The sequence below is a fragment of the uncultured Enterovirga sp. genome (assembly GCF_964242715.1).
Lineage (GTDB): Bacteria > Pseudomonadota > Alphaproteobacteria > Rhizobiales > Beijerinckiaceae > Enterovirga.
Window position 1 is genome coordinate 1 of the sequence record NZ_CAXTAZ010000024.1, and the last position, 24,780, is coordinate 24,780.

The following is a 24,780-nucleotide window of genomic DNA, read 5'->3' on the forward strand; positions in this document are numbered from 1 at the left end:
ACCTGCGACCCCCACGTCCCGAACGTGGTGCGCTACCAGACTGCGCTACACTCCGCCTCGAGCGGGGCTATACCGGTCCGGGCCAGCGACCGCAAGCGGCGGGGCTATGGGACCGGGGTTCGTGCGGCTCACCCCATTGCCGGGGCCGGGCGGTCGACCTATGAGGACGCCCACATTGGGGCGTCGCCAAGTGGTAAGGCATCGGTTTTTGGTACCGACATTCCCAGGTTCGAATCCTGGCGCCCCAGCCAAGCCTCCCCGGGCCGCGACCACGACGGCGGCGGCAATCTCGTTCGGCCCGACCGACCTTTGATCACGGCGGCAAGAGCACCCCTGGGTTCAGGATGCTGTCCGGATCGAGCGCGGCTTTCAGGCTGCGCATGAGGCGCAACTCGACGGCTGTCTTGTAGCGGCCGAGCTCGTGCGCGCGGACGCGCCCGATCCCTTGCTCTGCGCTGATCGAGCCCCCGAGGGCATCAACCGCATCGTGGACGAGGCGCGAGAGGTCGGGCGCGACAGTCTGCAGCCGCTCGGGGTCATCGAGCGGGTGCGCGATGTTGTAATGCAGGTTGCCGTCGCCGAGATGGCCGAAGATGAAAGGTCGCACTCCCGGGAACCGGCCGGAGAGTTCCTCCTGCATCGGCTCCACGAACGCCGTCATGGCGGATACCGGCAGCGAGATGTCGTGTTTCAGGCACTTTCCGTCGGCGGCGAGCGCGAGCGTGATGCTTTCGCGCAGGCGCCAGAGACCGCGGGACTGCGCCAGCGAGCGCGCCAGGGTCGCATCGCTCACCTCGCTGGCGACAAAGGCCGCCTCCAGGACCGCCTCGACCTGGCCGTGAGCGCTCTCCTCGTCATCGGGCCCGCTTCGCTCGACGAGCACGTACCAGGGCGCTTCGGTCGCGCCCAGCATGGCGGCCGGAAGGTCGGGAAAGGTCGAGGCGACCAAGCGCAGGCAAGGCCCGGAGATCAGCTCGAAAGCGGTGAGCGCGGCGTCGAAGCCGGTCCGGCAGCGCGCCAGGAGCGAGCCCGCGGCCTCGATCGATCCGAGGCTCGCCAGCGCGGTGACCCGGCTTCGCGGCAGCGGGAACAGCCGCAAGGTCGCGGCCGTGATGATGCCGAGCGTCCCTTCGCTGCCCACGAACAGGTCGCGCAGGTCGTAGCCGCTATTGTCCTTGCGCAGTCCGCGCAGCCCCGACCAGATCTCGCCGTCGGCGAGCACGACCTCGAGCCCGAGCGTCAGCTCCCGCGCATTGCCGTATCGCAGGACCTGCGTGCCGCCGGCATTGGTGGCGAGATTGCCGCCGATCGTGCAGCTTCCCTCCGCACCGAGCGAGAGCGGGAAGAGGCGGCCGGCGGCCCGCGCCGCGTCCTGGACGGCCTGGAGCACGCAGCCGGCCTCGACCGTGATCGTGTCGTTCGCGGGATCGACCGCCCGGATGCGGGCCATCCTGGCGAGCGACAGGACGATCGCCCGGCCGGACGGGTCGGGAACGCCGCCCGCGACCTGCCCGGTATTGCCGCCCTGAGGCACGATCGGGACGCCGAGGCCGGCGCAGATGCGGACAAGCGCCGCGACCTCCTCCGTGCTGCCCGGGCGCACGAGAGCGCGGCCCCGTCCGTGGACCAGCTTCCGCCAGTCGGTGAAATGGCCGTCGCGTGCCGCCGTTTCGGGATCCACGACATTCGCCGGCCCGACGACCTGCGCGAAAGCGTCCAGCAGCGGTCCGTCGGCGGCGCTCACGGCGCGACCGGGGTAAGGACGCGCCCCGTCGACAGGAAGGCCCGGACGTTGTCGACGACGAGCGTTTCCATCGCGGCCCGGGTGTCGGCCGTGGCGCTCCCGACATGGGGCGTCAGGACTACCCGGTCGCTCTGCCGCAAGGCGAGTGGCGCACCGGGCTCGCCTTCCAGCACGTCGAGGCCGGCGCCGCCGAGACGCCCCGTCTCGAGCGAGCGGATCAGCGCGTCCTGGTCGACCACGGAGCCGCGCGCGATGTTGACCAGGATGCCGGCCGGACCAAGCGCCTCGAGGACGGGCGCGTCGACGAGGTGGCGCGTCTCCGGTCCTCCCTGGCAGGAGACGACCAGGATATCGCTCCAGCGGGCGAGCTCCTCCAGCGACGGCTCGAAGCCGTAGGGGGCGTCGGGGCGGGCTTGGCGGCCGTGGTAGCGGACCTGCATCGCGAAGCCGGTCCCACGCAGCGCGATTGCCCGGCCGATGCGGCCGAGCCCCAGGATGCCGAGCCGCTTGCCGGAGACGCGGGTCGAAAGCGGGAAACCGCCGAGCTCCGTCCAGCGTCCGTCCCGGACGTAGCGATCGGCCACCACGACCTGCCGGGCGACCGCGAGGAGGAGGGTCCAGGCGAGGTCCGCCACGCAATCGTCGAGCACGTCGGGCGTGTAGCTGACCTGGATGCCGCGCGCGGTCGCGGCCGCCACGTCGATGGTGTCGTAGCCGACGCCCCAGCTGCAGATGGCCCGCAGCGACGGCAGCCGCGCGATCAGCGCGCCGTCGCAGCCGCGCCGGGCCGTGGTGGCGACGACCTCGACCTCGGCTGCGTGGGCGTCGAGCCAGGCCGGATCCTGCTCCCACAGGCGGACGGCCGCGAAGGCGTCGGCGAGCGGCCCATCGGCCTGCGGCCCGATCGGCCCGAGCTGCAGGACCCGGGCGGGCCGCGCCTCACCGGGCATGACGAGCTCTCATTGCTCCGGCAGGTATCCGGACGCAGCCGCCGCTTCGGCGAAGCTGGACCCGGCCCGGACCCGGCGCTCGACCTCGGCGTCGACCGCCACGATCCGCTCGGCCGCCTCGAGCGCGGCCGGCAGGGTGCTGCGCGGCACGACGACGATGCCGGTATCGTCGCCGACGACGAGATCTCCCTCCTCGACCTTGATGCCGCCGGCCATGATCGTCCCGCCGAGCGGCTGAAGCTGGAGACGGCGCTTGCCGGTCGTCGGGGCGACGTGGCGGCTCGCGAGCCAGAGGCCGGTCTCCCGGATCTCGTCGACATCGCGACAGGCACCGTCAATGACGACGCCGGTCGCATTCCGCTGCGTGCAGGCGAGCGAGGCGAGGCCGCCCAGGGTCGAGATCGGCGCGCCGCCGACATCCACCACCAGGACCTTGCCGGGACCGGTCGCGGCAACGAGGCGCCCGACCGCGAAATCGGCCTTGTCGAAGGCTCCGAACGGACCCGGCACCTGCCGGGCCGTCAGCGCGAAGCCGCACATCTGGCCCGCGCCGCTGCGCTTCGCGATGCCCGTCATCACGCCCGCGATGCCGAGCTCGTCGAGGGCGTCGGACCAGCTGCTGACCGCGATCGCGCTGCAGCGGGCCAGAAGGGCCTCATCGTTGTCTGACATGGTCGCGCTTTCCCTAGTCGATACGGGCGCCGGAGATCCGGACCGCCTCGGCCCAGCGCGCCGTCTCCCCCTTGATGAAGGCGTCGAATTCGGCCGGCGCGAGATTGCTGACGTCGGCGCCCATCTCGACCAGTCGCTGCGTCATGGCCGGTTCCGCCACGATCGCCGAGATGTCCCGGTAGATCGCGGTGCGCAGCGCGGCGGGCAGGTTCGCCGGCGCGAAGGTGCCGAACCACGTCGCGAACTCAAAATCCGCCATGCCGGCTTCCGCGAAGGTCGGAATGTTCGGCGCCGCCGTCACCCGCCGCGGATGCGCGAGCGCGATGCCCCGCAAGTCGCCGGACTGGATGTGCTGCAGCACGGCCGAGAGCGTCGCGAAGGCGAAATGCGCCCGCCCGGCGAGGAGGTCGGTGATCATCGGCGTGTCGCCCCGGTAGGGAACGTGCTGGGACGGCACGCCGGTGCGGTTCTTGAACAGCTCGGATGTCAGGTGCTGCGCGGTGCCGATCCCGGTCGAGCCGACGACGAGGACGTCCTTCTGCGTCTTGGCCCATGCGGTGAACTCGGCGAGCGTCGAGGCCGGCACGCTCTTCGCCGTCACGAGAACCAGCGGGATGATGGCCGTGAGCGTGATCGCCGTGAAATCCCGGACGGGATCGTAGGAGAGCTTCTTGTATAGGCTCGCGCTGATCGTGTGGGCAGAGGTCGTCTCGAAGAGCGTGTAGCCGTCGGGCTCGGCCCGGGCGACGGCCTGCGCTGCCGGCACGGTGCCGGCGCCGGGCCGGTTCTCGATCACGACCGACTGGTTCCACTTGGGGCGGAGCTTGTCGGCGATCAGCCGGGCGATGACGTCCGTCGCGCCGCCGGCCGGATAGGGCACCACCAGCGTGACGTTCCGCGTCGGAAAGGCCTGCGCCCAGGCCCGCGTCTTCGCCGCGGCGGCGAGCGCGAGCCCTCCGCCCAAGCTCAGCAATGTGCGTCGCCGCATGATGTTCGATCCTCCCATGGTTGTTGGCGCTTGTTCTTGTCGTGCGGCGCAGGCGGTCAGGCGTTGGACCAGGGCCGTTCTTTCCAGAGCCGGCGCAGGACCTCGTCCTCCTGCTTCAGATGCGCCTCCCAGGCCTCGCCGGGCAGGTAGAAGAGCTCGGTATATTGGCTCTCGATCTGGCGCAGGAAGTCGGGCTTGATGGCGAGCGTGGCAAGGGCCTCCGTCAGCCGCTTCGCCACCGCCGGCGGAAGGCCGCGCGGGGCGACGATGCCGCGCTCGGATCGCATCTCGAACGGGAAGCCGGCCTCGCGGAAGGTCGGTGCGTCGGGTGCGAAGCGCGAGCGCTTGGCGCCACCCTGGACGATGATCCTGACCTTGTCGCCGAGCGGCACCGCCTCCCCGACATTCAGGCCCGCGAGATCAATATGGCGGCCGAGAAGGTCGGTCCCGAGCGGGCCGGCTCCCCGGTAGGGGACGTGGCTCAGCTTGATTCCGGCGGCCTGCTCCAGGAGCGAGAGCGCGAGATGCTCGTCCGTTCCGACGCCCGTCGAGCCGAAGGTGATCGTGGCGGGCTTCGCTTTGGCCTTGGCGACGAGGTCCGCGATCGAGGAGATCGGGCCGTCGCTCGCCGCGCTGAAGGCGGACGGGTCGGAGACGAGATTGGCCAGATACTGGAAGCTGTCGGGCGTGTATCCAACGCTCCGTTCGACCGGCAGCGAGAGCAGGCCCGGATAATTCGTGACGCCGAGCGTGTAGCCGTCCGGGGCGGCGCGCGCGATCCCGGAAAGGGCGAGTTCTCCCGACGCGCCCGGCCGGTTGTTCACGATGACCTGTCCTCCGAGTTCGGCCTCCAGGTAGCGGGCGACCGTGCGGGCCGTGGTGTCGGTGCCTCCACCTGCCGCGAAACCGACCACGAGTTCGATCGGGCGGACGGGGTAGCGCTCGTCGGCCCGGACCAGCGCCGGCATCGCGAGCGACGCGCCTCCGGCGAGACCGGTGGTGAGCATGTTTCGGCGGGTGATGGCGATCGACATGATGAGAACCTTCTCGGAGGCTTCAGGTTGCGACGGGAGTCTGGCTGTTGCGCCAGGCGAGGAGGCGCTTCAAGCCTTCGCGCATGCCGACTTCCGGCTTCCATCCGATGGCCCCCTCGGCGGCCTTGTGGTCGATCATGAACGCGCCGCCCGATGTCAGCCGCACCTTGCCGGGGTCCGGCTCCCTGTGCTCGGCCTCGAGGTCGGGTCGGCCCGACAGCTCGGCCACGAGCGTGACGAGTTCGAGCGTGGTCACGGGCTCGGGGCCGGACGTGTTGACCGCGACGTCCGTCGCGTCGGATTCGAGCGCCATCCGGTTGGCGCGGGCGAGATCGCCGACATAGACGAAATGCTTCGTCTCCGATCCGTCTCCGATCACGACGGGGCGCTCGCCGCGTTTCACCGCGTCATGCGTCTCGACGATGTAGAGCGCGTTCGCGGCCCGGTAATGCTGCCGCTCGCCGTAGACCGTCGAGTAGCGCAGGACGACGTAATCCTGGCCGTTCCGGCGATGCGCGTCGCGGCAGAGCTGCTCGCCGATGATCTTGCTGGCGCCGTACAGGATGGCGGCCGGCGGGGCGCCGACGGAGTGGAAGGGGGTCTCCTCGACGAGGTCGCCCTTCACGCCCGGCCCGTAGCCGTAGACGGCATTGGACGAGGCGAAGACGACCTTCCGGACCTTGCTGGCCCGGCAGGCCTCCAGCACGTTCTGGACACCCCGGATGTTGACGTCGATGCCGGACCAGGGATCCCGGTCCATGGACAGCGTCATGAAGGCCGCGAGGTGGACGATTCCGTCCAGGCCCTCGGTCGCATGCAGCAGCTGATGCAGGCGCAGGATGTCGCCCTGCACGACGTTGACGCGGGGGTCGTCCTTCAAATGGGCGATGGCCTCGCCAGACCCGAAGGAGAAGTTGTCGAACAGCCGGATTTCGGCCGCGCCCTGCCTAAGAAGCTCCTCGCAGGTCGCGGAGCCGACGAGGCTCGCGCCGCCGATGACCATGAACCGGCCACCCGCGATCCGGACGGAGGCTTCGGGGCGACGCTTCACGGCGGCGCTCATCGGGCCACCTCCAGGGGCTGCTCGTGCAATCCGAAATACATGCTCTTCACCTGTGCATAGAGACGGAGGCCGTCGATGCCCTTTTCGCGGCCGAGCCCGCTGCTCTTGAAGCCGCCGAAGGGCGTCGAGGTCACGGATTGCTTGTAGGTGTTGACCCAGACCGAGCCGGCCTCGAGCGCGCGGCCGACCCGCCAGCAGCGCTTGAAGTTGTCCGACCAGATCCCGCAGGCGAGACCGAAGGCGGTGCCGTTCGCCTGGGCGATCAGGTCCTGTTCGTCCCCGAACGGGAGCGCGACCAGGACCGGTCCGAAGGCCTCCTCCTGGCAGGTCAGCGCCTCCGGCCCGAGCCTGTCGATGACGGTCGGCAGGTAATAGGCGCCGGCGTCGAACTCGTCCCCGGCCGGTGCGGCCCCGCCGCAGAGAATGCGGCCGCCTTCCTCTCGCGCACGCTCCACGAAACGGTGGACGCGGTCGCGATGGTGGAAGGAGGCGAGGGGTCCCACCTCGACGCCCGGCGCGTCAGGCGGCGCGACCCTCAGGCTCTTCGTCCGCACGACCACGCGCGCGAGGACGTCGTCGTAGATCGACGCCTCGATGAAGAGGCGCGAACCCGCCACGCAGGACTGGCCGGCCGAGCCGAAGATGCCGGCCACCACGGCCGCGACCGCGTGGTCGAGATCGGCGTCGGCGAAGACGATGTGAGGCGACTTGCCGCCGAGTTCGAGCGCGGCCGGCACGAGCCGCTCGCCGGCCACGCGGCCGATGGCGCGGCCCGTCGCCGTGCCGCCCGTGAAGGAAATCATGCGAACACCCGGATGCGCGACGAGGGCCGAGCCGATTTCCGGTCCGCGCCCCTGCACGACCTGCAGCAGGCCTTCCGGCAACCCGGCCGCGAGCGCGATGCGGGCGAGCTCCGGCGCGAGGAGCGGCGAATCCTCGGAAGGCTTCAGGATGACGGCGTTGCCGGCCGCGAGCGCAGGCGCGACCTTGGTCGCGTCGTTCATAATGGGCGAATTCCAGGGCGTGATCGCCGCCACCACGCCGAAGGGCTCGAGCAACGTGAAGGACAGGTAGTCGCCCCGGCGGGGGGTGACGTCCGTCTCGATCGTCTCGCAGACGCCCGCGTAGTAGCGGAAGGTCCCGATGGCGGAATCGACCATGCCGCGGCACTCGCCCAGCGGCTTGCCGTTATCGGCCATCTGGAGCTGGGCCAGGCTCTCCTTCTGGGCCGCGAGGCCGTCGGCGACCTTCTGGAGCAAGAGAGCGCGGCGGTGCGGCAGCAGCGTCGGCCATCCCGAGGACCGGAACGCCGTCCAGGCGCGCTCGACGACGGCATCGAGTTCGGCCGGGCTGGTCGCCTCGACCGTGCCGGCGACCGATCCGTCGGCCGGATTGATGCTGACGATGACGTCGTCGGTCGCGTTCGCGACCTCGGATCCTAGTCGGACGTTCATTCTATCCCTCCCGGATCGCGGTATGGAGCGGAAAGCGGTGTTCCTCCAGCAGGTCGATGCCGATAAGAAGTGCGATGATCTTATCGATAAGCCCCCGCGACCTGCGGGCGCGTGCGACCTGCGGGCGCGTGCGACCTGATCCGAGAAGGGCGTCGATGCCGAGCCCTATGCCGGCGAGCATCGCCGAGCCGCTACGCCACCCCGTCGAGGCCGTGATCGCGGCGATCGAGACCGATGTGATCCGGGGCCGCATCCTGCCGAGGACGCGCCTGATCGAGGATCACCTGATGGAGGATTACGGCGCCAAGCGGCATGTCGTGCGGGCGGCGCTGGCGGAGCTCGAGCGGCTCGGCGTCGTCATCAAGCCGCGCCATCGCGGTGCCGAAATCCGCCGCTTCGACGCCGACCAGCTCGAACAGCTCTATGCCACTCGGGCCGTGCTGCACCGGGCCGCCGTCGCCATGATGCGGCTGCCGCCCGACCCGAACGCGCTCGCCGCGCTGGAGCTGGCCCTCCTGGCTCACGAGCAGGCGTCGGCGAAGGGGGACCTGATCGCGATCCACCGCAGCAACATGGCGTTCCACCGGCAGCTCTATGGGCTGTGCGAGAACCAGTACCTGGCCGAGTCGATCCGCCTGCATGACTGGCTCAGTTTCCCGGTGCGGGCCTACGGCGTCGCCGACCCGCACGCGCTCCGGCAGGCGTGCGAGGAGCATGCCCGCATGGTCGAGGCCGTCCGACAGGCGGATTCGGCATCGCTCGACATGCTCTCCGTCGAGCACATGGGGAAAGCCCGCCGGATCTACGAAGCCAAGTTTCTGCTGCCGCTTGAAGGATCTCGCGCTCCGACGACGGTCGGGAACCCCTGACCGTCAGGGAAGAAGCACGATCAAGAGCAGCGGAATCGTCACGAGCGAGATCAGGGTCGAGATCACCACGACGCCCGCGACGGCTTCGGGCTCGTTGTTCCAGCGCTGGGCGAAGAGGTAGTTATAGACCGCGACCGGGTTCGAGCATTGCAGGATGAGCACGGCCCGCAACGTTCCGGTGAGCCCGAAGGCGGCCGCGACCGAGAAGCCCACCGCCGCCCCGAGCCCGATCCGGACGACGGAGACGAAGAGGGCCCGGCCCATCGAGCCGACCTTGAGCTGGCTCAGCGACGATCCCAACAGGAGCAGCAACACCGGCACGGTGATGTTGCCGAGAAGGCCGATCGTGCTGCCGATCCAGCCCGGCAGCTCCACCTTCCAGAAGGCGAGCCCGACCCCGATGGCCACGGCATAGAGGATCGGCAGCCGCGCGAGCCCGCGCCAATCGGCCCGGCCTGACGCGATGGTCTGCCCGAGCGTGTAATTCGCGACCGACGAGATCGAGAAATACGCGATCGCGTAGCCGAGCCCTTCCTGCCCAAAGCCGTAGAGGGCGATCGGCAGACCGAGATTGCCGGCATTCGGGAAGGCGATCGAGGGCAGGAAGGTGCGCAGCCGGAGCCCCGCGAGACGCAGGATCACGGCGCCGATGGCGGCGAACAGGAGGATCGCGGTCGCCGTCGCGCCGAGCATCGCGGCGAAGGCCTCGAAGGAGAGACGGCTCGCCTGGAAGGTGCTGACGATCAGGCAGGGGGTCGCGATGTCCGAGACGATCGCGGTCATCTCCTTCGAGTTCAGCGAGCGGCCGAGCCGCGACCAGCCGAATCCGATCGCCACGATGACGATGACGGGCAGGACGACCGAGAGAACGGTCGAGAACATTCGCGGTGTCGATGCCTCAATCGATGATGGCGGCGCGGCGGGTCCGCCAGCCGGCGAGCCGCTGCACCAGCGGCAGCATCAGGAGGGTGAAGCCGATCAGCACCAGGGTCGTGACGAGCGGGTTCGCCACGAAGATCCGGAGCGAGCCGTTGGAGAGCAGCATGGATTGCCGGAACGCATCCTCGGCCTTGTCGCCGATGACGATGGCGAGGACGAGCGGCGCGATCGGATAGTCGAGCTTCTTGAACAGGTAGCCGAGCAGGCCGAAGCCCATCATCAGGACGACGTCCATCTGCGAGTTCGACACGGAATAGGCGCCGACGACGCAGACGATGAAGATCAGGGGAGCGATGATGAAGAAGGGCACCCGCATCAGGGCGGCGAAGATGGGCACCGTCAGGATCACGAGCACGACGGCCACGATATTCCCGAGATACATGGACGCGATCAGCCCCCAGACGAAGTCCGTCTGCTCGATGAACAGCATGGGGCCGGGATTCAGGCCCCAGATCATCAGGCCGCCCAGCATTACGGCCGCGGTCGCCGAGCCCGGGATGCCGAGGGACAGCATTGGCAGGAGCGCGCTCGTCCCGGCCGCATGGTCGGCCGCTTCGGGCGCGATGATGCCCTCCGGCTCGCCCTGGCCGAAATACGCGCGGCGCGGGGAGAAGCGCTTGGCGAGCCCGTAGCTCATGAAGGAGGCGGCGGTCGGGCCGCCCGGCGTGATCCCCATCCAGCAGCCGACCGCGACGCTGCGGACGAGGGCGACCCAATGGCGCGGCAGCCGGGCCAGCGCCCTGAACACCTCCCCCCAGTGCACGCGGGACGCGACGGATCTCGCCCGCACGTCCTCCTCGACCGCGAGCAGGAGCTCGCCGATCCCGAACAGGCCCATGACGGCGACCACGAAGCTCACGCCCTTGACGAGTTCGTCCACGCCGAAATTCAGCCGCACGGCGCCCGAGACGGTGTCGATCCCGATCGCCGCGATCGCAAAGCCGATCGCGAGCGACACGACGGTTTTCATCGGTGCGCCGCCGCCCATGCCGACGAAGCTCGCGAAGGCCAGGAAGTAGACGGCGAAATACTCTGCCGGCCCGAAGGCGAGGGCGGCCTGCGCGACCCAGGAGGCCACGCAGGTGATGAGCACGACGCCGACCAGTGCGCCGATCGCGGCCGAGCCGAAGGCGGTCGCGAGCGCCGTGCTGGCGCGCCCGTCCCGGGCCATCGGGTAGCCGTCGAAGGTGGTCGCGACGGACGAGGGCTCGCCCGGGATGTTGAACAGGATCGAGGTGACCGAGCCGCCGAACAGCGCGCCCCAATACATGCTGGACAGGAGGATGATGGCCGAGACGGGCTGCATTCCGAAGGTGAGCGGCAAGAGGAGCGATACCCCATTCGGGGCGCCGAGGCCCGGCAGGACTCCGACCACCAGGCCGAGCAGCACGCCCACCACCATCAGCGTGATGTGGTAGCCGGTCAGCGCGATCCCGAAGCCGTGGATCAGCGAATCGAGGTTCTCCAAGGGACCTCCTAGAAGCCGAGGGCCGCGCCGAGGGCGCCGAGCGGGAGGCTGACCTGGAACAGCATGTCGAAGAGCACGTAGAGGCAGGCGGCGGTCGCGATCCCGGCCGCGGCGGCTCGGAGCGGCGAGATCCGGCTCTGCACCGTGTAGGTTCCGAACACGTAGAGGGCCGCGGCGAGGTGGAGCCCGACGATCGGCATCGCGACGACGAGGGCGACGGCAGGCAGGAAGAGGGCGCCGCTCTGCTTGAAGTGGCCCCAGCCGATCGCCTGCACCCGGAGGGGCCAGATCCAGCCGTCCGCAACGAAATTGTAGACGCTGGCCGCGGTCACGATCAGCCCGAGCGCGAAGGGGAAGGTGCCGGCCTCGACCCCCGCCCTCGACCAGCCGATACCGTTACTGACACTCGAGACCGCGACGGCGACGCCGAACGCGCCGGTCAGGAGCGCGGTCAGCCGCTCGAGATTGGGCCGCGAGATCATGGCGGTCGGCCCGCTAGTCGGACACGAGCCATCCTTCCTGGGCGGCCACCTTGCGGCCGCGCTCCAGATCCTCGGTGATGAAAGCCTGGTACGCGTCGCCGGCCAGGAACGTGTCCGTCTGCGAGGTTCGGGCGATATACTCCTTCCATTCCGGCGTGGCCTGAACCTTCCGCATCAGGTCGACATAGAAGGCGACCTGGTCGGGCGTGACCTTGCCGGGCAGCCACACGGTGCGGGGCTGCTGGAATTGCGGGATGTTGAGGCCGGATTCGAGGCAGGTCGGGATGTCATGCCAGCTCTCGGTCTGCGTGACCTTGGCGCCCTCGGGCAGGCGCCGAGGGCTGAAGGCGCAGATCGGGCGCTGCGTCGCGCCCTTCCATTGTCCGACGCTCTCGCTCGGGTTGTTGACATGCGAGTCGAGATGGCCGCCGGCGAGCTGCACGGCCGCCTCGGCGCCGCTCTTGAACGGGATAAAGGTGATCTGGATGCCCGCCTCCTTGGCGATCATCCGGGTCAGCACCTCGTCCGTATCCTTGGACTGGGCGCCGCCCATCTTCGTCTCCTGGGCCTTGCCGGCCTGGACGTAGTCGGCCGCGCTCTTGATCGGCGAATCCTGTTTCACCCAGAGCAGGAACTCGTCCTGCACCATTGCGGCGATCGGCGTCAGGTCGGTGTGCCGGTAGGCGAGCTTCGAGACCAGGGGCTGCTGCCAGGCATTCGAGGTGCCGAAGACGAGCTTATGCGGGTCGCCGGCCTGCGACTTCGTGTAGATATAGCCTTCGGCGCCGCTCCCGCCCGGCTTGTTCACCACCGTGACCGTCTGGGTGACCAGCTTGTACTTGGTGACGATGCTCTGGACGGTGCGGGTGAAGACATCCGTTCCGCCGCCCGGTCCCGCGGTGGCGATCAGCTCGATCGCCTTGGTCGGTTTCCACTCGGCCGCGGCGGCCGCGCCGCTGACCAGTCCGAGCGCGGCGCAAATGGCGACCGCCATCCCCGATGATCGTCCCATATCGTCCTCCAGCGTTTCCGTCCCGTACCGTCTTCGTCGTCTCAGGCGACCGTCTGGCGAGTCGCTTCGTCGTGATGCGCCGTTACCGCGCCGTCCCGCTCCAGGGCGGCGATCTCGTCGTCGCTGAAACCGTGCTCCTGCAGCACGCCGACCGTGTCCTCGCCAAAAAGGGGCGCGGCTTTCCGGACCTTGCCGGGCGTGCGCGAGAACTTGATCGGCAGCCCAATCGTCTTCACCGGCCCGGCCGTCGGATGCTCGACGTCGATGACCATCTCCCGGGCAATCGTCTGAGGATCCGCCAGCGCCTGGTTCATGTCGTTCACCGGGCCGCAGGGTACGCCGGCCGTCTCCAGCGCGTCCAGCCAATGCGCGGCGGGCCGGGTTCGAAAGCGCGGCGCCAGTTCCGCCTCGAGTTCGGAGAGGTTGGCCATGCGGGCCCCTCCCGTGGCGAAGCGAGGATCGCTCGCGAGTTCCGGCACGCCGAGGGCCTCGACGGTCCGACGCCAGTTCGTTTGGTTCGCGCCGCCGACCACGATCCAGCCATCCACGGCCTGGAAGGCCTGGTAGGGCGCGTTCAGTGGATGGGCCGAGCCCATCGCGCGCGGAGCCTCCCCTGTCGCGAGCGCGATCGCCGATTGCCAATAAGTCTGGACGAGGGCCGCTTCGAAGAGCGAGGTCTCGACCCATTGTCCCTCGCCGGTCTTCAGGCGGTGGGCGTAGGCTGCCGCGATGCCGAGCGCGGCCAGGATGCCGGCGGTGATGTCGGAGAGCGGCGGCCCGCATTTCGCGGGCGGCGAGTCCGGGCCGTCGCCCGTGAAGGTCATGATCCCGCTCATCGCCTGGGCGACGAGGTCGAAGCCGCGGCGGTGACGGTAGGGGCCGGTCCGTCCGAAGCCCGACAGCGAGCAGTAGATCAGCCCCGGATGCTCTATCTTCAGGGCCTCGTAGCCGAAGCCGAGGCGATCCATCACGTCCGGCCCGAAATTCTCGACGACGGCGTCCGCCGTTCGGATCAGGCGGTGCAGCACCTCCGCGCCGCCTTTCGTCTTCAGGTCCACCACGATGCCGCGCTTGTTGCGGTTCATCATCAGGAAGGACGCGGCCTGGTCGCCGACCTTCGGCGGCACGGAATGGCGCGTGTCGTCGCCGCCCGGGCTCTTCTCGACCTTGATCACGTCCGCGCCCATGTCGGCCAGCATCAGCGTGCAGGTCGGGCCGGCCATGACATGCGTCAGGTCGACGACCTTCAATCCCGCGAGCGGGCCCATCGCGTCTCCTCCTCGCGGTCTGTGACCGAGCCTCGGCCTATTCGCCCTTCCAGTGCGGCGGGCGCTTGTTGAGGAAGGCGTCCATGCCTTCCCGGAAGTCCTGGCTCATGTAGCACATCAGGATCAGGTCCTCACCCTCTTCGCGCGTCAGGCGCTTGGCGAGGCGACGGACCGCCTCCTTCGTGGCCCTGAGGGTGAGGGGGGCGTGGTTGGCGATGGAACGGGCCATCTCCTCGGCCCGCTGGTGGAGGGAAGCGGTGTCCGGCACGACCTCCGTCAGGAGGCCGATCGAGAGCGCTTCCCGCGCGTCGACGAAGCGGGCCGTGAAGATGATGTCCTTCACGCGCGCCGGGCCGATCAGGGCCGTGAGCCGGCTGATGTTAGACATCGACAGGCAATTGCCGAGCGTCCGGGCGATCGGAAAGCCGAATTTCGCGCTCTCGGTCCCGATGCGGAGGTCGCAGCAGGCCGCGATCCCCGCCCCGCCGCCGGCGCAGGCGCCGGAGATGGCCGCGATCGTGGGAACGCGGCATTGCTCGAGCGTGCCGAGCATCTTGTCGATGCGCGACTCGTAATCGAGCGCATCCTGCCCGGTCTTGAACTCCCGGAATTGCGAGATGTCCGTCCCGGACGCGAAGGCCTTCTCGCCGGCGCCGGTCAGGATCATGGCCTTGACGGAGCGGTCGCCCTCGACCTCGCGGCAGATCTCGGCCAACCGCTCGTACATCGCGAAGGTCAGCGCGTTCCGGGCCTGGGGACGGTTGAACGTGATGCGGGCGATGCCGTCGCGGATCTCGAAGAGGAGGTCGTCCGCGATCGTGGCCGTCCCTGCCGGCGAAGACGGGGCGAGGGTGGCGCTGGCGCTCATGTTTTCCATCCGAGCTTGGCGGCTGCTGGAAGGCCGGCCTGACGGTTGACCCGAGCTAACCGGATTTCTCGACCGCATTCAACCGACGATCCGGGAGGTGCCGCCAGAAACCCGGACGGCGTTCACCCTGCGCCGGCGGCTCTCAGCCGGACGCCACCGATCCGTCGACCATCACCTCGATCAGCGTCGGGCCGGGCGCCCTCATCGCTGCCCCGAGACGCGGCGCGAGATCGTCCGCCTCCGTCACCCGGCTCGCCTCCAACCCGAGGGCGCGCGCCAGTCCGGTCAAATCGACCGCCGGATCGGTGAAATCCATGCCGACGAAATGGTCGTCGGCATGGAAGGCGAGGAGCCGCTGCTTGATGATCCGGTAGCCGCCGTTATTCGCGATGACGACGGTGAGCGGCAGCTTGTGTTTGGCGGCCGTCCAGAGTGCCTGTATCGAATACATCGCGCTGCCGTCGCCGGAGAAGCACACGACCGGCCGGTCCGGATTCGCGAGGCTGGCGCCCACGGCGGCCGGCAATCCCCATCCGATCCCGCCCGACGCCAGCCCGTGGAAGCCGTAGCGATCGCGATGCGCCCGCAGAGACGGGATGTGGCGGGACGAGGTCAGCGCCTCCTCGACCAGGATCGCGTTCTCGGGCATGGCCTCGACGATCTGCAGGGCCAGCCAATCCGGATCGAGCGGGCTTCGGTCGCGCCGACCGGTGATCTCGGCCACGAGCCTGGCCCGCTTCGCCCGCCAGTTCGTCGAGGCGAGCGCGGCTCGGCCGGCCTCCGCCCGCTCCAGGAGGCGCGCGCCCCCGGCCTCCCGGAGAACCGGCATGATGGCCCGCAGCGTCTCTTTCACGTCGGCCTTGAGCGCGATCTCGACCGCGTAGTTCTTGGCGAGGTCGCCGTCGACGAGACCGACCTGCACCATCGGAAGGCCATCCGGCAGCGGATCGACCTCGCTATAGACCGACATGCGGAGCGGATCGGCGCCCAGCACGACGAGGAGATCGTAGGGGGACAGGGCCGAGCGGACCTGAGTCTGGCTGCGCGTCAATGCGCCCAGGAAGCACGGGTGTTCGGACAGGAAATGGGCGCCATAGGGCACGCTCTGCTGGAAGACGGGACAGCCCAGAATCGTCGCGAAGGCGGCCGCCTCCTCGAGCGCATCGCTCCGTACGACCTCGTCGCCGACGACGATCGCCGGCCTTTCCGCCGCGAGGATGCGGCGCGCGAGCGCCTGCAGGGCCTCGTCCGAGGGCCTGACCCGCGTGTCGACACGGGTCGACCGCCCGAGATCGATCCCGGCCTCCGCGTTCAGGATGTCGCCCGGCAGCGAGATGAAGACGGGGCCGGTCGGCGGCGTGGTCGCGATCTTGGCCGCGCGGCGGACGATGCGGGGCAGGTCCTCGAGACGGGTGACCTCGACCGCCCATTTCACGAGCGGCTCGGCGATGCGGACGAGCGGGTCGTAGAGGAGCGGCTCGGTGAGGCCGTGCCCCTGCTCCTGCTGGCCGGCCGTCAGGATCATCGGCGTGCCTGTGAATTTCGCGTTGTAGAGCGCGCCCATCGCGTTCCCGAGGCCCGGCGCGACGTGGACGTTGCAGGCGACGAGCCGGCCCGAGGCCCGGCTGAACCCGTCCGCCATCGCGACGACGAGACTCTCCTGCATGGCCATCACGTAGGTGATCTCGGGATGGTCCTTGAGGGCATGCATGATCGGCAACTCGGTCGTGCCGGGATTGCCGAAGAGATGCGTGATCCCCTCGTCCCGAAGCAGCGCCAGGAAGGCCGACCGACCGGTGATGCGGTTCATGTTGTCATCCATGCTGGGGTGAAGATCGGCGCGGCGAGATCGCGCCCCCGATCACGCGCTTTGCGGCTGGACGCAACCCATATGCTCGGCCCTCAGGCCACCCGGCCCGATCCGTGCTACAGGGCGCTCCGCCAGCGGAGGTCCTGGATGCGATCACGGATGTCGGGCGATGAGTGACGTGGCGGCGCGAGAGGCCCCGGTCGGGGTCGCTGCTCCGTCGCGGTCGGCACGCCGCTCGTGGGCGCGCGATCTCGAGAGGGCCAGCCCGGCTCTCCTGATCCTCGTCCTGCTCGCGATCTGGGAAACGGCGGTGCGCGGGCTCGACATTCCGCGCTTCCTTTTGCCGGCCCCGAGCGAGATCGCGCGCCTCGCCTATGACGAATGGCCTCTCATTCGAATGCACGCCCTCCAGAGCATCTGGAGCATCCTGACCGGCTATGCGGCAGCCGTCCTGTTCGCGCTGGCGGTCTCGGCCCTGATGATCCGGTTTCCCCTGGTCGAACGACTGATCATGCCGATCTTCGTCGGCCTGCAGAGCGTCCCGAAGATCGCGATCGCACCCCTGATCCTCGTCTGGGTCGGGGCGGGGCCGGCCTCCAAGATCCTGGTCGTCGCCTCGATCGCCTTCTTCCCGATCGTCATCAACACCATGGTCGGCTTCCACGAGGTCGACCGCGGGCTGCGCGACGTATTCCGGTCGGTCGCCGCGACGGAACGGCAGACCTTCTTCCGGCTGCGGCTGCCTTACGCGCTGCCCTATATCTTCGCGGGCCTCCGTATCGCCACGACGCTCGCGGTCCTGGGCGCCATCGTGGCGGAATGGCTCGCGGCCTCGAACGGCCTCGGCTATCTCGTCCTGTCGGGGAGCTTCAACTTCAACACCGCCCGCTCCTTCGCGGCCATCATCGCGCTCGCGGTCATCGGCACGGCCTTCTTCTGGTTGATGTCGACGGCCGAGGGCCTGATCGCCTGGCGCAAGAATGCCGGCGATTCCACCACCACCCAGGCCTGACGGCGCCGCAGACCGAGACGGGGATCACGATGACGAGGCATTTCGCAGCCCTTCTGGCGGTCGTGGTGACAGCGCTTGCCGCCCTCGCCGGGCCCGGCCACGCGGCCGACAAGGTCGTCATGCGGATCAACTTCACGCCCTGGGGGATGCATGCGCCCTTCTACGGCGGCAAGGTGCAAGGCTTCTACGAGCAGGAGGGGATCGACCTCGAGATCCGCCCGCCCTCGGCCGGCCAGCAGAACGAGATCTTCATCGCCACCGACCGCGAGCAGTTCGGCCTGGCGAATGCCGACGGCTTCATCAAGGCGCGCGGCTCCGGCCTGCCGGTCGTCGCCATCATGGCGGACGAGCCCGACAACCCCTTCTCCGTCATCACGCTGAAGAAGAGCGGGATCGACACGCCGGCCAAGATGAAGGGCAAGAAGATGGCCTGGTTCCCGTCGAACGTGAAAGGGCTCGTCGAGCCGCTTCTCGCCCGGGGCGGACTCACGGCGAGCGACGTCGAATTCGTGAATGTGGCGCGCGGCGCCGAGATCCAGATGCTGGCGGCGGGCCAGGTCGACGCGGCCTTCGGCTATGCCTTCGGTCAGGCGCTCACGCTCGACATGAAGGGTTTTCCGACGAGCGTGATGCCGGTGAAGGATTACGGCGTGCAATTCTACGGCACGGTCCTCTACACGGGCGACGCGCTCCTCAAATCCAACCCGGACCTCGTCCGGCGCTTCGTCCGCGCCACGATGAAGAGCTATCTCTGGACGCGGGACAACATGGAGAAGGCGGTGGCCGAGATCGTGAAGGTCTCGCCCGATCGCGATCTCAAGCTCGAGACCCAGAAGCTCGGCATCATCTACAGCCTCTACGATACCCCGGACTACGCGACCCGCTTCGGGATGATGAACGACGCCAAGTGGCAATCCTCGATCGACATCCTGCATGCCTCGGGCGACTTGCCCAAGAAGCCGAGCCCAGGCGAGATGTATACGAACGCGGTCGTCGAAGGTCTCGACGAGGCGAAAACCCTGAGTCAGGCCGTCCGGGGCAAGGCCGCCCATTAGCGCGACCGCGACCGTGGCTCCGACCGTCTTGTCTTCCGCCCGGCCTGTCTCCCGGCAGGACGAGAATGCCGCGATCCATGTCCGGGGCGTCGAGGTCACCTATGGCTTCGGCACGTCGGAGCGGGTCGACGCCCTGTCGGGGATCGACCTCGACGTTCCGGATGGGGCCTTCGTGTCCCTCGTCGGCCCGTCAGGCTGCGGCAAGAGCACCCTTCTGAGGGTGGTGGCCGACCTCATGCCGCCGACCGACGGCTCGGTCCGGATCGGTGGGGCTGCGCCCTCGGACCTGCGCAGGCAGGGCCGCATCGGCCTCGTGTCGCAGCAGGCGAACCTGATGCCGTGGCTGCGGATCGACGACAATGTCCGGCTGCTCGAAGACCTGGTCGCGGGCCGCGGCGGCAGCCGCCGCAAGGCGGATGTGCCGGCGCTGCTGGATCTCGTCGGCCTGAAGGGCTTCGAGGGAAAGCGCCCGCACCAGCTCTCGGGCGGGATGCAGAGCCGTGCCGCGCTCGCACGCGCGCTCGCGCTCGACCCGGCTGTCCTCCTGATGGACGAACCCTTCGCGGCCCTCGACGAGATTACCCGCGACCGCATGGCTTTCGAGCTGATGCGGGTCTGGCAGCATTACCGCAAGACGGTGCTCTTCGTGACGCATTCCCTGGCCGAGGCCGTGTTCCTATCGGACACGGTGGTGCTGATGAGCGCCCGGCCCGGCCGCATCCACCGGGTTTTCCCGATCGACCTGCCTCGCCCGCGCGATCGCGAGACGCGGCTCGCCGATCGGTTCCTGCATCTCGTCGGCGAGATCAACCGCGAGCTGTATCGCGTGATGTCGTAAGTCGGCGCTACAGCCGGTTCGGCAGGTCGCGACGGCCATGGATGTAGCGAAGAACCAGGATGCCGTCCGCCGTCTCGCGATACAGGATGAGGTAGTCGCGGACAGGGTAGATCCTGCGTTGGCCCATGGGTCTCCAGGTGCGGCCGAGGCCGGGAAAGGCGAGGAGAAGGTCGCTCTTCGCCCCGAGGAGGCGCAGGAAGCGGTCCGCCGCAGCACGATTGTCGGTCTCGATGTACCGCCAGATGCCGACGAGGTCGCGTTCGGCTGCCGGCGAAAGGATCAGCCGTCGCGTCACGCCTTGGACGTCTCGGCCTCGAATCCCTGTCGCGCCTCGCGGGCTAGCCTCTCGAAGTCGACTGTCCTGCCGGGGCCGCTCGCTTCCGCCTCTTCCGCGAGACGGTCCAGCTCGTCGGGGGTGTAGTCGAACAGCTCTCCACGCTCCGACTGCCAGCTCTGGACGACGGCCTCGATCACGGCGCTCGCGTTCGGAAACTCACCCGATTCCACCGCGTCGACGACGGCGCGGGCGGCTTCGGGAGAGAGATCGACCGTCACGGTGGGGGCTGCTGACATGGGCGCAATTCTAGCATAGGCGGACCGCTTACGTCTCTCCGCGAAGCGGACCGCTTCGCCCTCGGTGGCCCGCTCCTCCCATGATCGATTACGTGATCCGCAACGCGCGTCTGCCAGGGCGCGACGACCTCGTCGATATCGGTTTCGCCGGTTCCCGCATCGCGGCGGTCGAGCGCGGGCTCAGCTGCGACGCGCCGGAGCATGATGCGGCGGGGTGCCTGTGCTGCGGGGGGCTCGTCGAAACCCACATCCATCTTGACAAGTCCCGCATCATCGACCGCTGCGCGCCCGAGCCGGCCGGCCGCGGCCACCTCGCGATGGAGCGGGTATCGGACGTCAAGCACACCTTCACGGTCGAGGATGTCCACGAGCGGGCGAAGACCACGCTCGAGCGCTGCATCGCGAACGGCGCGACCCGGATGCGCGCGCATGTCGAGGTCGATCCCAAGGTCGGGCTGCGCGGCTTCGAGGGCGTGCAGGCGCTCGTCGCCGAATATGCCTGGGCGATCGAGATCGAGATCTGCGTCATGCCGCAGGAGGGCCTGACCAACAATCCGGGCACGGACGAGCTGATGGTCGAAGCCATGCGGCGCGGCGCGCGGGTCGTCGGGGCGGCCCCGAATTACGACAGCGACCACGCCGCCCAGATCCGCCGCGTCTTCGAGATCGCGCGCGACTTCGATGCCGACATCGACATGCATCTCGATTCAGGGGCGTCGCCCGAGCATCTCGATGCGGTGCTGGTCTGCGACCTCACCGAGCAATACGGCTGGGGCGGCCGGGTCGCCTTCGGACACGGGACCAAGCTCTCGACCATGCCGCCGGACGAGCAGGCCGTCTGGGCGCGCCGGCTCGGCGATGCCGGCGTGGCCGTGACCGTGCTGCCCGCGACCGACCTCTTCCTGATGGGCCGCGACCAGACCTACAATGTCCGGCGAGGCCTCGTGGACGCGAATTTGTTCGTCGCGAATGGCTGCAACTGCTCGCTCTCCACGAACAACATCCTGAACCCGTTCACGCCCTTCGGGGATTGCTCGCTGCTCCGCATGGCGAACCTGCACGCGAACGTGCTCCAGGTCGGCAGCCGCGACGGCATCGCCGAATGTTTCTCCATGCTGACCGATCGCTCGGCCCGGCTGATGAACCTGACCGATTACGGGATCGCGGTCGGCAACCCGGCCGACATCGTCGTGATCGATGCGACCTCGCCGACCCAGGCCGTGGCCGAGATCGCTCAGCCGCTGGCCGTGTTCAAGAACGGGCGGCGTACCGTGACGCGCACCCGGCCGGAGCTGCACCGCCCGGCTTGACCCTCTCGGCCGCTCGCCCCGGCACAAGCCGGGGCCCAGGCGCCGTCTGGGTGCCGGCTTTCGCCGGCAGGAGCGGTGATTACCCGAGCTTCGGCACGTCGATCCAGCGCCGCTCGCGGTTGCTCCGGTAGGCGAGTTCCGCGAGCTGCACCCCCTTCGCGCCCTCCATCAGGCTGTAGGGGAAAGGCGCGTCCTCGAGGACGTGGCGGATGAAGAGCTCCCAGCCGGCCCGGTAGCTGCCGGTGTAAGTCTGGGCGAGCGGCACCGCGTCCCAATTGTCGAAGAAGCGCGGATTGCCCGGGATGGCGGAGGCGAGCGGACCGGCCGGCGCATGGTCGGCGCGCTGCGACCAGCAGCCGAAGGGGCCCGCGACGGCCGAGCCGTCCGTGCCGTCGATCTGGACCTGGATCGGGAATTCGCGCCGGACACGGGTCGCCCAGCTGCAATTCACCGAGGCGATCGCGCCGCTCGCGAGTTCGAGCGAGGCGAAGACGCTGTCGTCGACATCGACGGGGTAGGGCTGTCCGGCCTCGTCGCGCCGGCTCGGTATCTGGGTGCGGCAGGTGGCGCTGACGGCTGTGACCTCGCCCGCGAGCGCGTCCAGCATGTAGCGCCAATGCGGGAACATATCGAGGATGAGGCCTCCGCCGTCGCGGCTGCGATAGTTCCAGCTCGGGCGCTGGCCGGGAGTCGTCTCCCCGTCGAAGACCCAGCGCCCCATCTCGACCCGCACCTCGAGCAGCCGGCCGAAGAATCCAGATCGGCTGAGACCGAGCAGGGCCGCAAAGCCCGGCAGGAACAGCTTGTCCTGCACCGTGCCGTTCTTCAGCCCGGCCGCGACCGCCTCGCGGCTGATCGCGAGCGCGTCGTCGAGGGAGCCCGCGATCGGCTTCTCGACATAGACATGCTTGCCGGCCGCGATCGCCTTGCGGACCACGCCGACCCTCATGCCTGACGGGGCCGCGTCGAAACAGATGCTGATCCCGGGCTCGGCGAGGGCCGCGTCGAGATCGGTCGTCCAGCGGGCAAATCCCGTCTCCGCCGACGTATCCCGGAGCTTGCTCTCGCTTCGCCCGACCAGGATCACGTCGGGCACGACCCGGCCGCCATTGGCGAGCGGAAGCCCGCCCTCGCGTCCCATCGCGACGAGGCCCGGGAGGTGGTGCTTGCGGGCGAGTTCGCCGGTCGCGCCGTTGAAGACGATGCCGAGTGGAATCACCTGGCTCATCGGGCGGTCTCGGCAGTTGCCTCGGCGTGGTCCCGCGCATAGGTCGCGACCTCCGCATGGGTCGCGAACCACACGTGGCCCTTCGCCTTCGCGTGCCGGATGAGCTCTTCAAGGATCCAGATGCGGGACCGGTAGCCGATAATATGCGGATGGCAGGTGAGCTGGAACAGCCCGCCGGCCTCGTAGGCGGCGTCGAATTCGCGCCGGAAGATGTCGAACACGCCCTCGGGCGGGGTGTAGGGCCTGAGCGACGAGAAGCGGTTCATCATGAAATAGACCGCATCGTCGCGGACCCATTCCACCGGCAGCTCGACGATGCCGGTCGGCACGCCGTCGAGCAGCAGCTCGTAGCAATCCTCGTCCGCCATCAGCGACGAATCGTAGAGGAGCCCGTATTCCTTCTCGATCCGGAGCGTGTTCGGGCTGAAATCCCACGAGGCCGTCCGCATCCCGACCGGCCGGACACCGGTGATCTCTTCCAGCACGTCGGCGGCACGGAACATGAGGTCGCGCTCGGCCTCGTAGGGCAGGACCGAGTTCAGCTCGTGGATCCAGCTATGGATGCCGATCTCGTGCCCCTCCCGCACGACCCGGCGCTGCTCGTCCGGATAGAGGAGCGCGGCCACGGCCGGCACGTAGAAGGTCGCCTTGGCGCCGTACCGGTCGAGGAGGTCGAGGATGCGGGGCACGCCGACGCGGTTGCCGTATTGGCCCCAGGATAGGCGGCCGATCGACTTGCCGCCGTCGCGGAGCTCGTTCGTCTCGTGGTCGGAATCGAAGGAGAGCGCGACCGCGCAGCGCGCGCCGCCGGGCCAGCTCTTGGGCCGGAGCGGCCGGCCCGCGCGGGCCTGGTTCACGAGCTGGCGCCAATGCTCCTCGGGCCATTGCCAAGGCTCGAGCTCGCCGCGCTGGTCCATGAATGATCTCCCGGCCTCAAGGGACGTCTGCAGCGGAGTTAGTGGGATGACGCGTTCGACGGGGTCAAGCCTTACTCGGTGCTGACATTGGCGGCCCGGATGATGTCGGCCCAGCGCTGGATATCCGCCTGCTGGAAACGGCCGAAGGATTCCGGTTCGCGCCAGTTCAGCAGCATGCCCTGGGCTGCGGCCGCGGCCGCGACCTCCGGCCTCGCGAGCGCCGCCCGGATAAGCCCGGCATAGCGGTCCCGGATTTCGCCCGGCAGGCCCGCCGGCCCGAAGATCGCGATCCAGGCATCGGCGTCGACGCCGGCCACGCCCTCGCGGGACAGGATGGGCGCGTCCGGCACCTGCGGCGAGGGGGAGGGCGAGGCGACGGCCAGGGCCCTCAGCTCGCCCGCCTGGACCTGGCCCAGAACGGTCGGCACGGTCGCGAAGGCGAGGTCGACCCGGCCGCCGACCAAGTCCTGCAGGAGGGGAGCGGCGCCCCGATAGGGGACGTGGACGAGATCGATGCCGGTCTTTGCCCGGAACAGCTCCATCGTGAGATGGGAGGCGGAGCCGATCCCTGTCGAGGCGCAGGTCAGCTTGGGCGTCGCTGCCTTCCCGAGCGCCAGGAACTCCGCGACGGTCCGGACAGGCAGGTCCTTCCGGACCACGAGCAGGTGCTGGAGATCGGCCAGGCCGCCGAGCATTGTGAAGTCCCGGACCGGGTCGTAGCCGCCGCCGTCCCGCAGCAGCGAGATGTTGGTCGCGTGGGTCTGGTTCGTGGAGAGGACGAGGGTATGGCCGTCCGGCTCCGCCCTGGCGACCCGCCGTGTTCCGACCGCACCTGAGGCGCCGGGCGCGTTCTCGACGACCACGTTCTGGCCGAGTTCGGGGGCGATCTCGCGGGCCACGATCCGGGCGAAGACGTCGGTCGCCCCGCCCGCCGGATAGGGCACGACGATGGTGACGATCCGGCGAGGGCTCCAGCTTGCCCAGCCCGGTCGCGCGGCCAAAGACGAGGCTGCGGCCGCCAGCAGTGTTCGTCGCGCGATCATGATGCCTCCCTGGTATCCGCTCGATAGGGAAGGGGCCCGGCCTTGGCCAGCCATCCGGCGAGACCTGGCCATGCAGGCGCTCGCCTTGTCCCGGGGCGGGAATTCGAACCAATGTCGCCGCACATCCCGAGGCCGGTCTCGGGGTCACAGGATCAGAGGACGCGATGCGAGAGGACGGCAGCA

The 24,780-nt window shown here is 69.0% G+C and carries 24 protein-coding genes and 1 tRNA gene; 6 read left to right on the plus strand and 19 right to left on the minus strand.

The features are described 5' to 3' along the window. Positions 1 to 176: 176 nt before the first annotated feature. Positions 177 to 251 (plus strand) — tRNA-Gln (locus ACFE87_RS13195). 62 nt (positions 252 to 313) lie between these two features. On the opposite strand, the gene ACFE87_RS13200 is transcribed toward ACFE87_RS13195, so the two are convergent. The 7 genes from ACFE87_RS13200 to ACFE87_RS13230 are packed head-to-tail and all read right to left on the minus strand — an operon-like array spanning position 314 to position 7,905. After that, complete coding sequence (locus tag ACFE87_RS13200; protein WP_375460101.1) at positions 314 to 1,744, minus strand: FAD-binding oxidoreductase; 1,431 nt, start codon at positions 1,742 to 1,744, stop codon at positions 314 to 316. After that, a complete protein-coding gene (locus ACFE87_RS13205; protein WP_375460102.1) occupies positions 1,741 to 2,694 on the minus strand; it encodes a 2-hydroxyacid dehydrogenase in 954 nt (317 codons plus the stop codon). Before ACFE87_RS13205 ends, ACFE87_RS13200 begins: the two co-directional genes overlap by 4 nt. Before the next feature lie 9 nt (positions 2,695 to 2,703). After that, entirely contained in the window at positions 2,704 to 3,366 is a 663-nt protein-coding gene (locus ACFE87_RS13210; protein WP_375460103.1) for an RraA family protein, read from the minus strand. 13 nt (positions 3,367 to 3,379) lie between these two features. After that, positions 3,380 to 4,354 carry a tripartite tricarboxylate transporter substrate binding protein gene (locus ACFE87_RS13215; protein ID WP_375460104.1) on the minus strand — a complete coding sequence of 325 codons (975 nt, stop codon included), beginning with the start codon at positions 4,352 to 4,354 and terminating at the stop codon, positions 3,380 to 3,382. Between the two features lie 56 nt (positions 4,355 to 4,410). Next, complete coding sequence (locus ACFE87_RS13220) at positions 4,411 to 5,388, minus strand: Bug family tripartite tricarboxylate transporter substrate binding protein (protein ID WP_375460105.1); 978 nt, start codon at positions 5,386 to 5,388, stop codon at positions 4,411 to 4,413. Positions 5,389 to 5,410: 22 nt separating this feature from the next. Continuing rightward, the gene (locus ACFE87_RS13225) at positions 5,411 to 6,451 is read right to left on the minus strand and encodes an NAD-dependent epimerase/dehydratase family protein (RefSeq protein WP_375460106.1); all 1,041 of its coding nucleotides are present in this window, start codon (positions 6,449 to 6,451) and stop codon (positions 5,411 to 5,413) included. Beyond that, complete coding sequence (locus ACFE87_RS13230; protein WP_375460107.1) at positions 6,448 to 7,905, minus strand: aldehyde dehydrogenase; 1,458 nt, start codon at positions 7,903 to 7,905, stop codon at positions 6,448 to 6,450. The genes ACFE87_RS13225 and ACFE87_RS13230 overlap by 4 nt, the downstream gene beginning before the upstream one ends. Before the next feature lie 155 nt (positions 7,906 to 8,060). Between ACFE87_RS13230 and ACFE87_RS13235 the strand changes: the two genes are divergently transcribed. After that, positions 8,061 to 8,774: a GntR family transcriptional regulator gene (locus ACFE87_RS13235; RefSeq protein WP_375460108.1), complete on the plus strand. Its 714-nt coding sequence runs from the start codon at positions 8,061 to 8,063 to the stop codon at positions 8,772 to 8,774. A 3-nt stretch (positions 8,775 to 8,777) separates the two neighbouring features. Here the strand turns inward: ACFE87_RS13235 and ACFE87_RS13240 are convergent, their stop codons facing one another. From ACFE87_RS13240 to ACFE87_RS13270, 7 genes are all read right to left on the minus strand, one after another. After that, a complete protein-coding gene (locus ACFE87_RS13240) occupies positions 8,778 to 9,656 on the minus strand; it encodes an AEC family transporter (RefSeq protein WP_375460109.1) in 879 nt (292 codons plus the stop codon). Positions 9,657 to 9,672: 16 nt separating this feature from the next. Then, positions 9,673 to 11,181, minus strand: coding sequence for a tripartite tricarboxylate transporter permease (locus ACFE87_RS13245; protein ID WP_375460110.1), 1,509 nt, complete (start codon positions 11,179 to 11,181; stop codon positions 9,673 to 9,675). A gap of 8 nt (positions 11,182 to 11,189) precedes the next feature. After that, positions 11,190 to 11,663: a tripartite tricarboxylate transporter TctB family protein gene (locus tag ACFE87_RS13250; RefSeq protein WP_375460111.1), complete on the minus strand. Its 474-nt coding sequence runs from the start codon at positions 11,661 to 11,663 to the stop codon at positions 11,190 to 11,192. Positions 11,664 to 11,676: 13 nt separating this feature from the next. Further along, on the minus strand, positions 11,677 to 12,657 hold the full coding sequence (locus ACFE87_RS13255; RefSeq protein ID WP_375460112.1) for a Bug family tripartite tricarboxylate transporter substrate binding protein: 981 nt from the start codon (positions 12,655 to 12,657) through the stop codon (positions 11,677 to 11,679). Between the two features lie 59 nt (positions 12,658 to 12,716). Beyond that, on the minus strand, positions 12,717 to 13,943 hold the full coding sequence (locus tag ACFE87_RS13260) for a CaiB/BaiF CoA transferase family protein (RefSeq protein WP_375460113.1): 1,227 nt from the start codon (positions 13,941 to 13,943) through the stop codon (positions 12,717 to 12,719). A gap of 37 nt (positions 13,944 to 13,980) precedes the next feature. Continuing rightward, complete coding sequence (locus ACFE87_RS13265) at positions 13,981 to 14,811, minus strand: enoyl-CoA hydratase/isomerase family protein (RefSeq protein WP_375460114.1); 831 nt, start codon at positions 14,809 to 14,811, stop codon at positions 13,981 to 13,983. A 142-nt stretch (positions 14,812 to 14,953) separates the two neighbouring features. After that, complete coding sequence (locus ACFE87_RS13270; RefSeq protein ID WP_375460115.1) at positions 14,954 to 16,621, minus strand: thiamine pyrophosphate-binding protein; 1,668 nt, start codon at positions 16,619 to 16,621, stop codon at positions 14,954 to 14,956. Between the two features lie 169 nt (positions 16,622 to 16,790). Between ACFE87_RS13270 and ACFE87_RS13275 the strand changes: the two genes are divergently transcribed. Genes ACFE87_RS13275 through ACFE87_RS13285 form a run of 3 tightly spaced genes read left to right on the plus strand, consistent with a single transcriptional unit; the run spans position 16,791 to position 19,526 of the window. Beyond that, positions 16,791 to 17,633, plus strand: a complete 843-nt coding sequence (locus tag ACFE87_RS13275) for an ABC transporter permease (protein WP_375460116.1) — start codon at positions 16,791 to 16,793, stop codon at positions 17,631 to 17,633. Positions 17,634 to 17,662: 29 nt separating this feature from the next. Next, positions 17,663 to 18,688, plus strand: a complete 1,026-nt coding sequence (locus tag ACFE87_RS13280) for an ABC transporter substrate-binding protein (protein ID WP_375460117.1) — start codon at positions 17,663 to 17,665, stop codon at positions 18,686 to 18,688. Positions 18,689 to 18,701: 13 nt separating this feature from the next. Then, entirely contained in the window at positions 18,702 to 19,526 is an 825-nt protein-coding gene (locus ACFE87_RS13285; protein ID WP_375460118.1) for an ABC transporter ATP-binding protein, read from the plus strand. A gap of 7 nt (positions 19,527 to 19,533) precedes the next feature. On the opposite strand, the gene ACFE87_RS13290 is transcribed toward ACFE87_RS13285, so the two are convergent. Together ACFE87_RS13290 and ACFE87_RS13295 are read right to left on the minus strand one after the other, a co-directional pair. Beyond that, positions 19,534 to 19,821, minus strand: a complete 288-nt coding sequence (locus tag ACFE87_RS13290) for a type II toxin-antitoxin system RelE/ParE family toxin (protein ID WP_375460119.1) — start codon at positions 19,819 to 19,821, stop codon at positions 19,534 to 19,536. Then, complete coding sequence (locus ACFE87_RS13295) at positions 19,818 to 20,099, minus strand: type II toxin-antitoxin system ParD family antitoxin (protein ID WP_375460120.1); 282 nt, start codon at positions 20,097 to 20,099, stop codon at positions 19,818 to 19,820. The genes ACFE87_RS13290 and ACFE87_RS13295 overlap by 4 nt, the downstream gene beginning before the upstream one ends. A gap of 80 nt (positions 20,100 to 20,179) precedes the next feature. Between ACFE87_RS13295 and ACFE87_RS13300 the strand changes: the two genes are divergently transcribed. Next, positions 20,180 to 21,409 carry an amidohydrolase family protein gene (locus ACFE87_RS13300; RefSeq protein ID WP_375460121.1) on the plus strand — a complete coding sequence of 410 codons (1,230 nt, stop codon included), beginning with the start codon at positions 20,180 to 20,182 and terminating at the stop codon, positions 21,407 to 21,409. Positions 21,410 to 21,488: 79 nt separating this feature from the next. Here the strand turns inward: ACFE87_RS13300 and ACFE87_RS13305 are convergent, their stop codons facing one another. The 3 genes from ACFE87_RS13305 to ACFE87_RS13315 all read right to left on the minus strand — a co-directional run bounded on the left by ACFE87_RS13305 (position 21,489) and on the right by ACFE87_RS13315 (position 24,597). Then, positions 21,489 to 22,637: a Gfo/Idh/MocA family protein gene (locus ACFE87_RS13305; RefSeq protein ID WP_375460122.1), complete on the minus strand. Its 1,149-nt coding sequence runs from the start codon at positions 22,635 to 22,637 to the stop codon at positions 21,489 to 21,491. Further along, positions 22,634 to 23,554: a polysaccharide deacetylase gene (locus ACFE87_RS13310; RefSeq protein ID WP_375460123.1), complete on the minus strand. Its 921-nt coding sequence runs from the start codon at positions 23,552 to 23,554 to the stop codon at positions 22,634 to 22,636. Before ACFE87_RS13310 ends, ACFE87_RS13305 begins: the two co-directional genes overlap by 4 nt. Positions 23,555 to 23,625: 71 nt before the next feature. After that, positions 23,626 to 24,597, minus strand: a complete 972-nt coding sequence (locus ACFE87_RS13315) for a Bug family tripartite tricarboxylate transporter substrate binding protein (protein ID WP_375460124.1) — start codon at positions 24,595 to 24,597, stop codon at positions 23,626 to 23,628. Between the last annotated feature and the right edge of the window lie 183 nt (positions 24,598 to 24,780).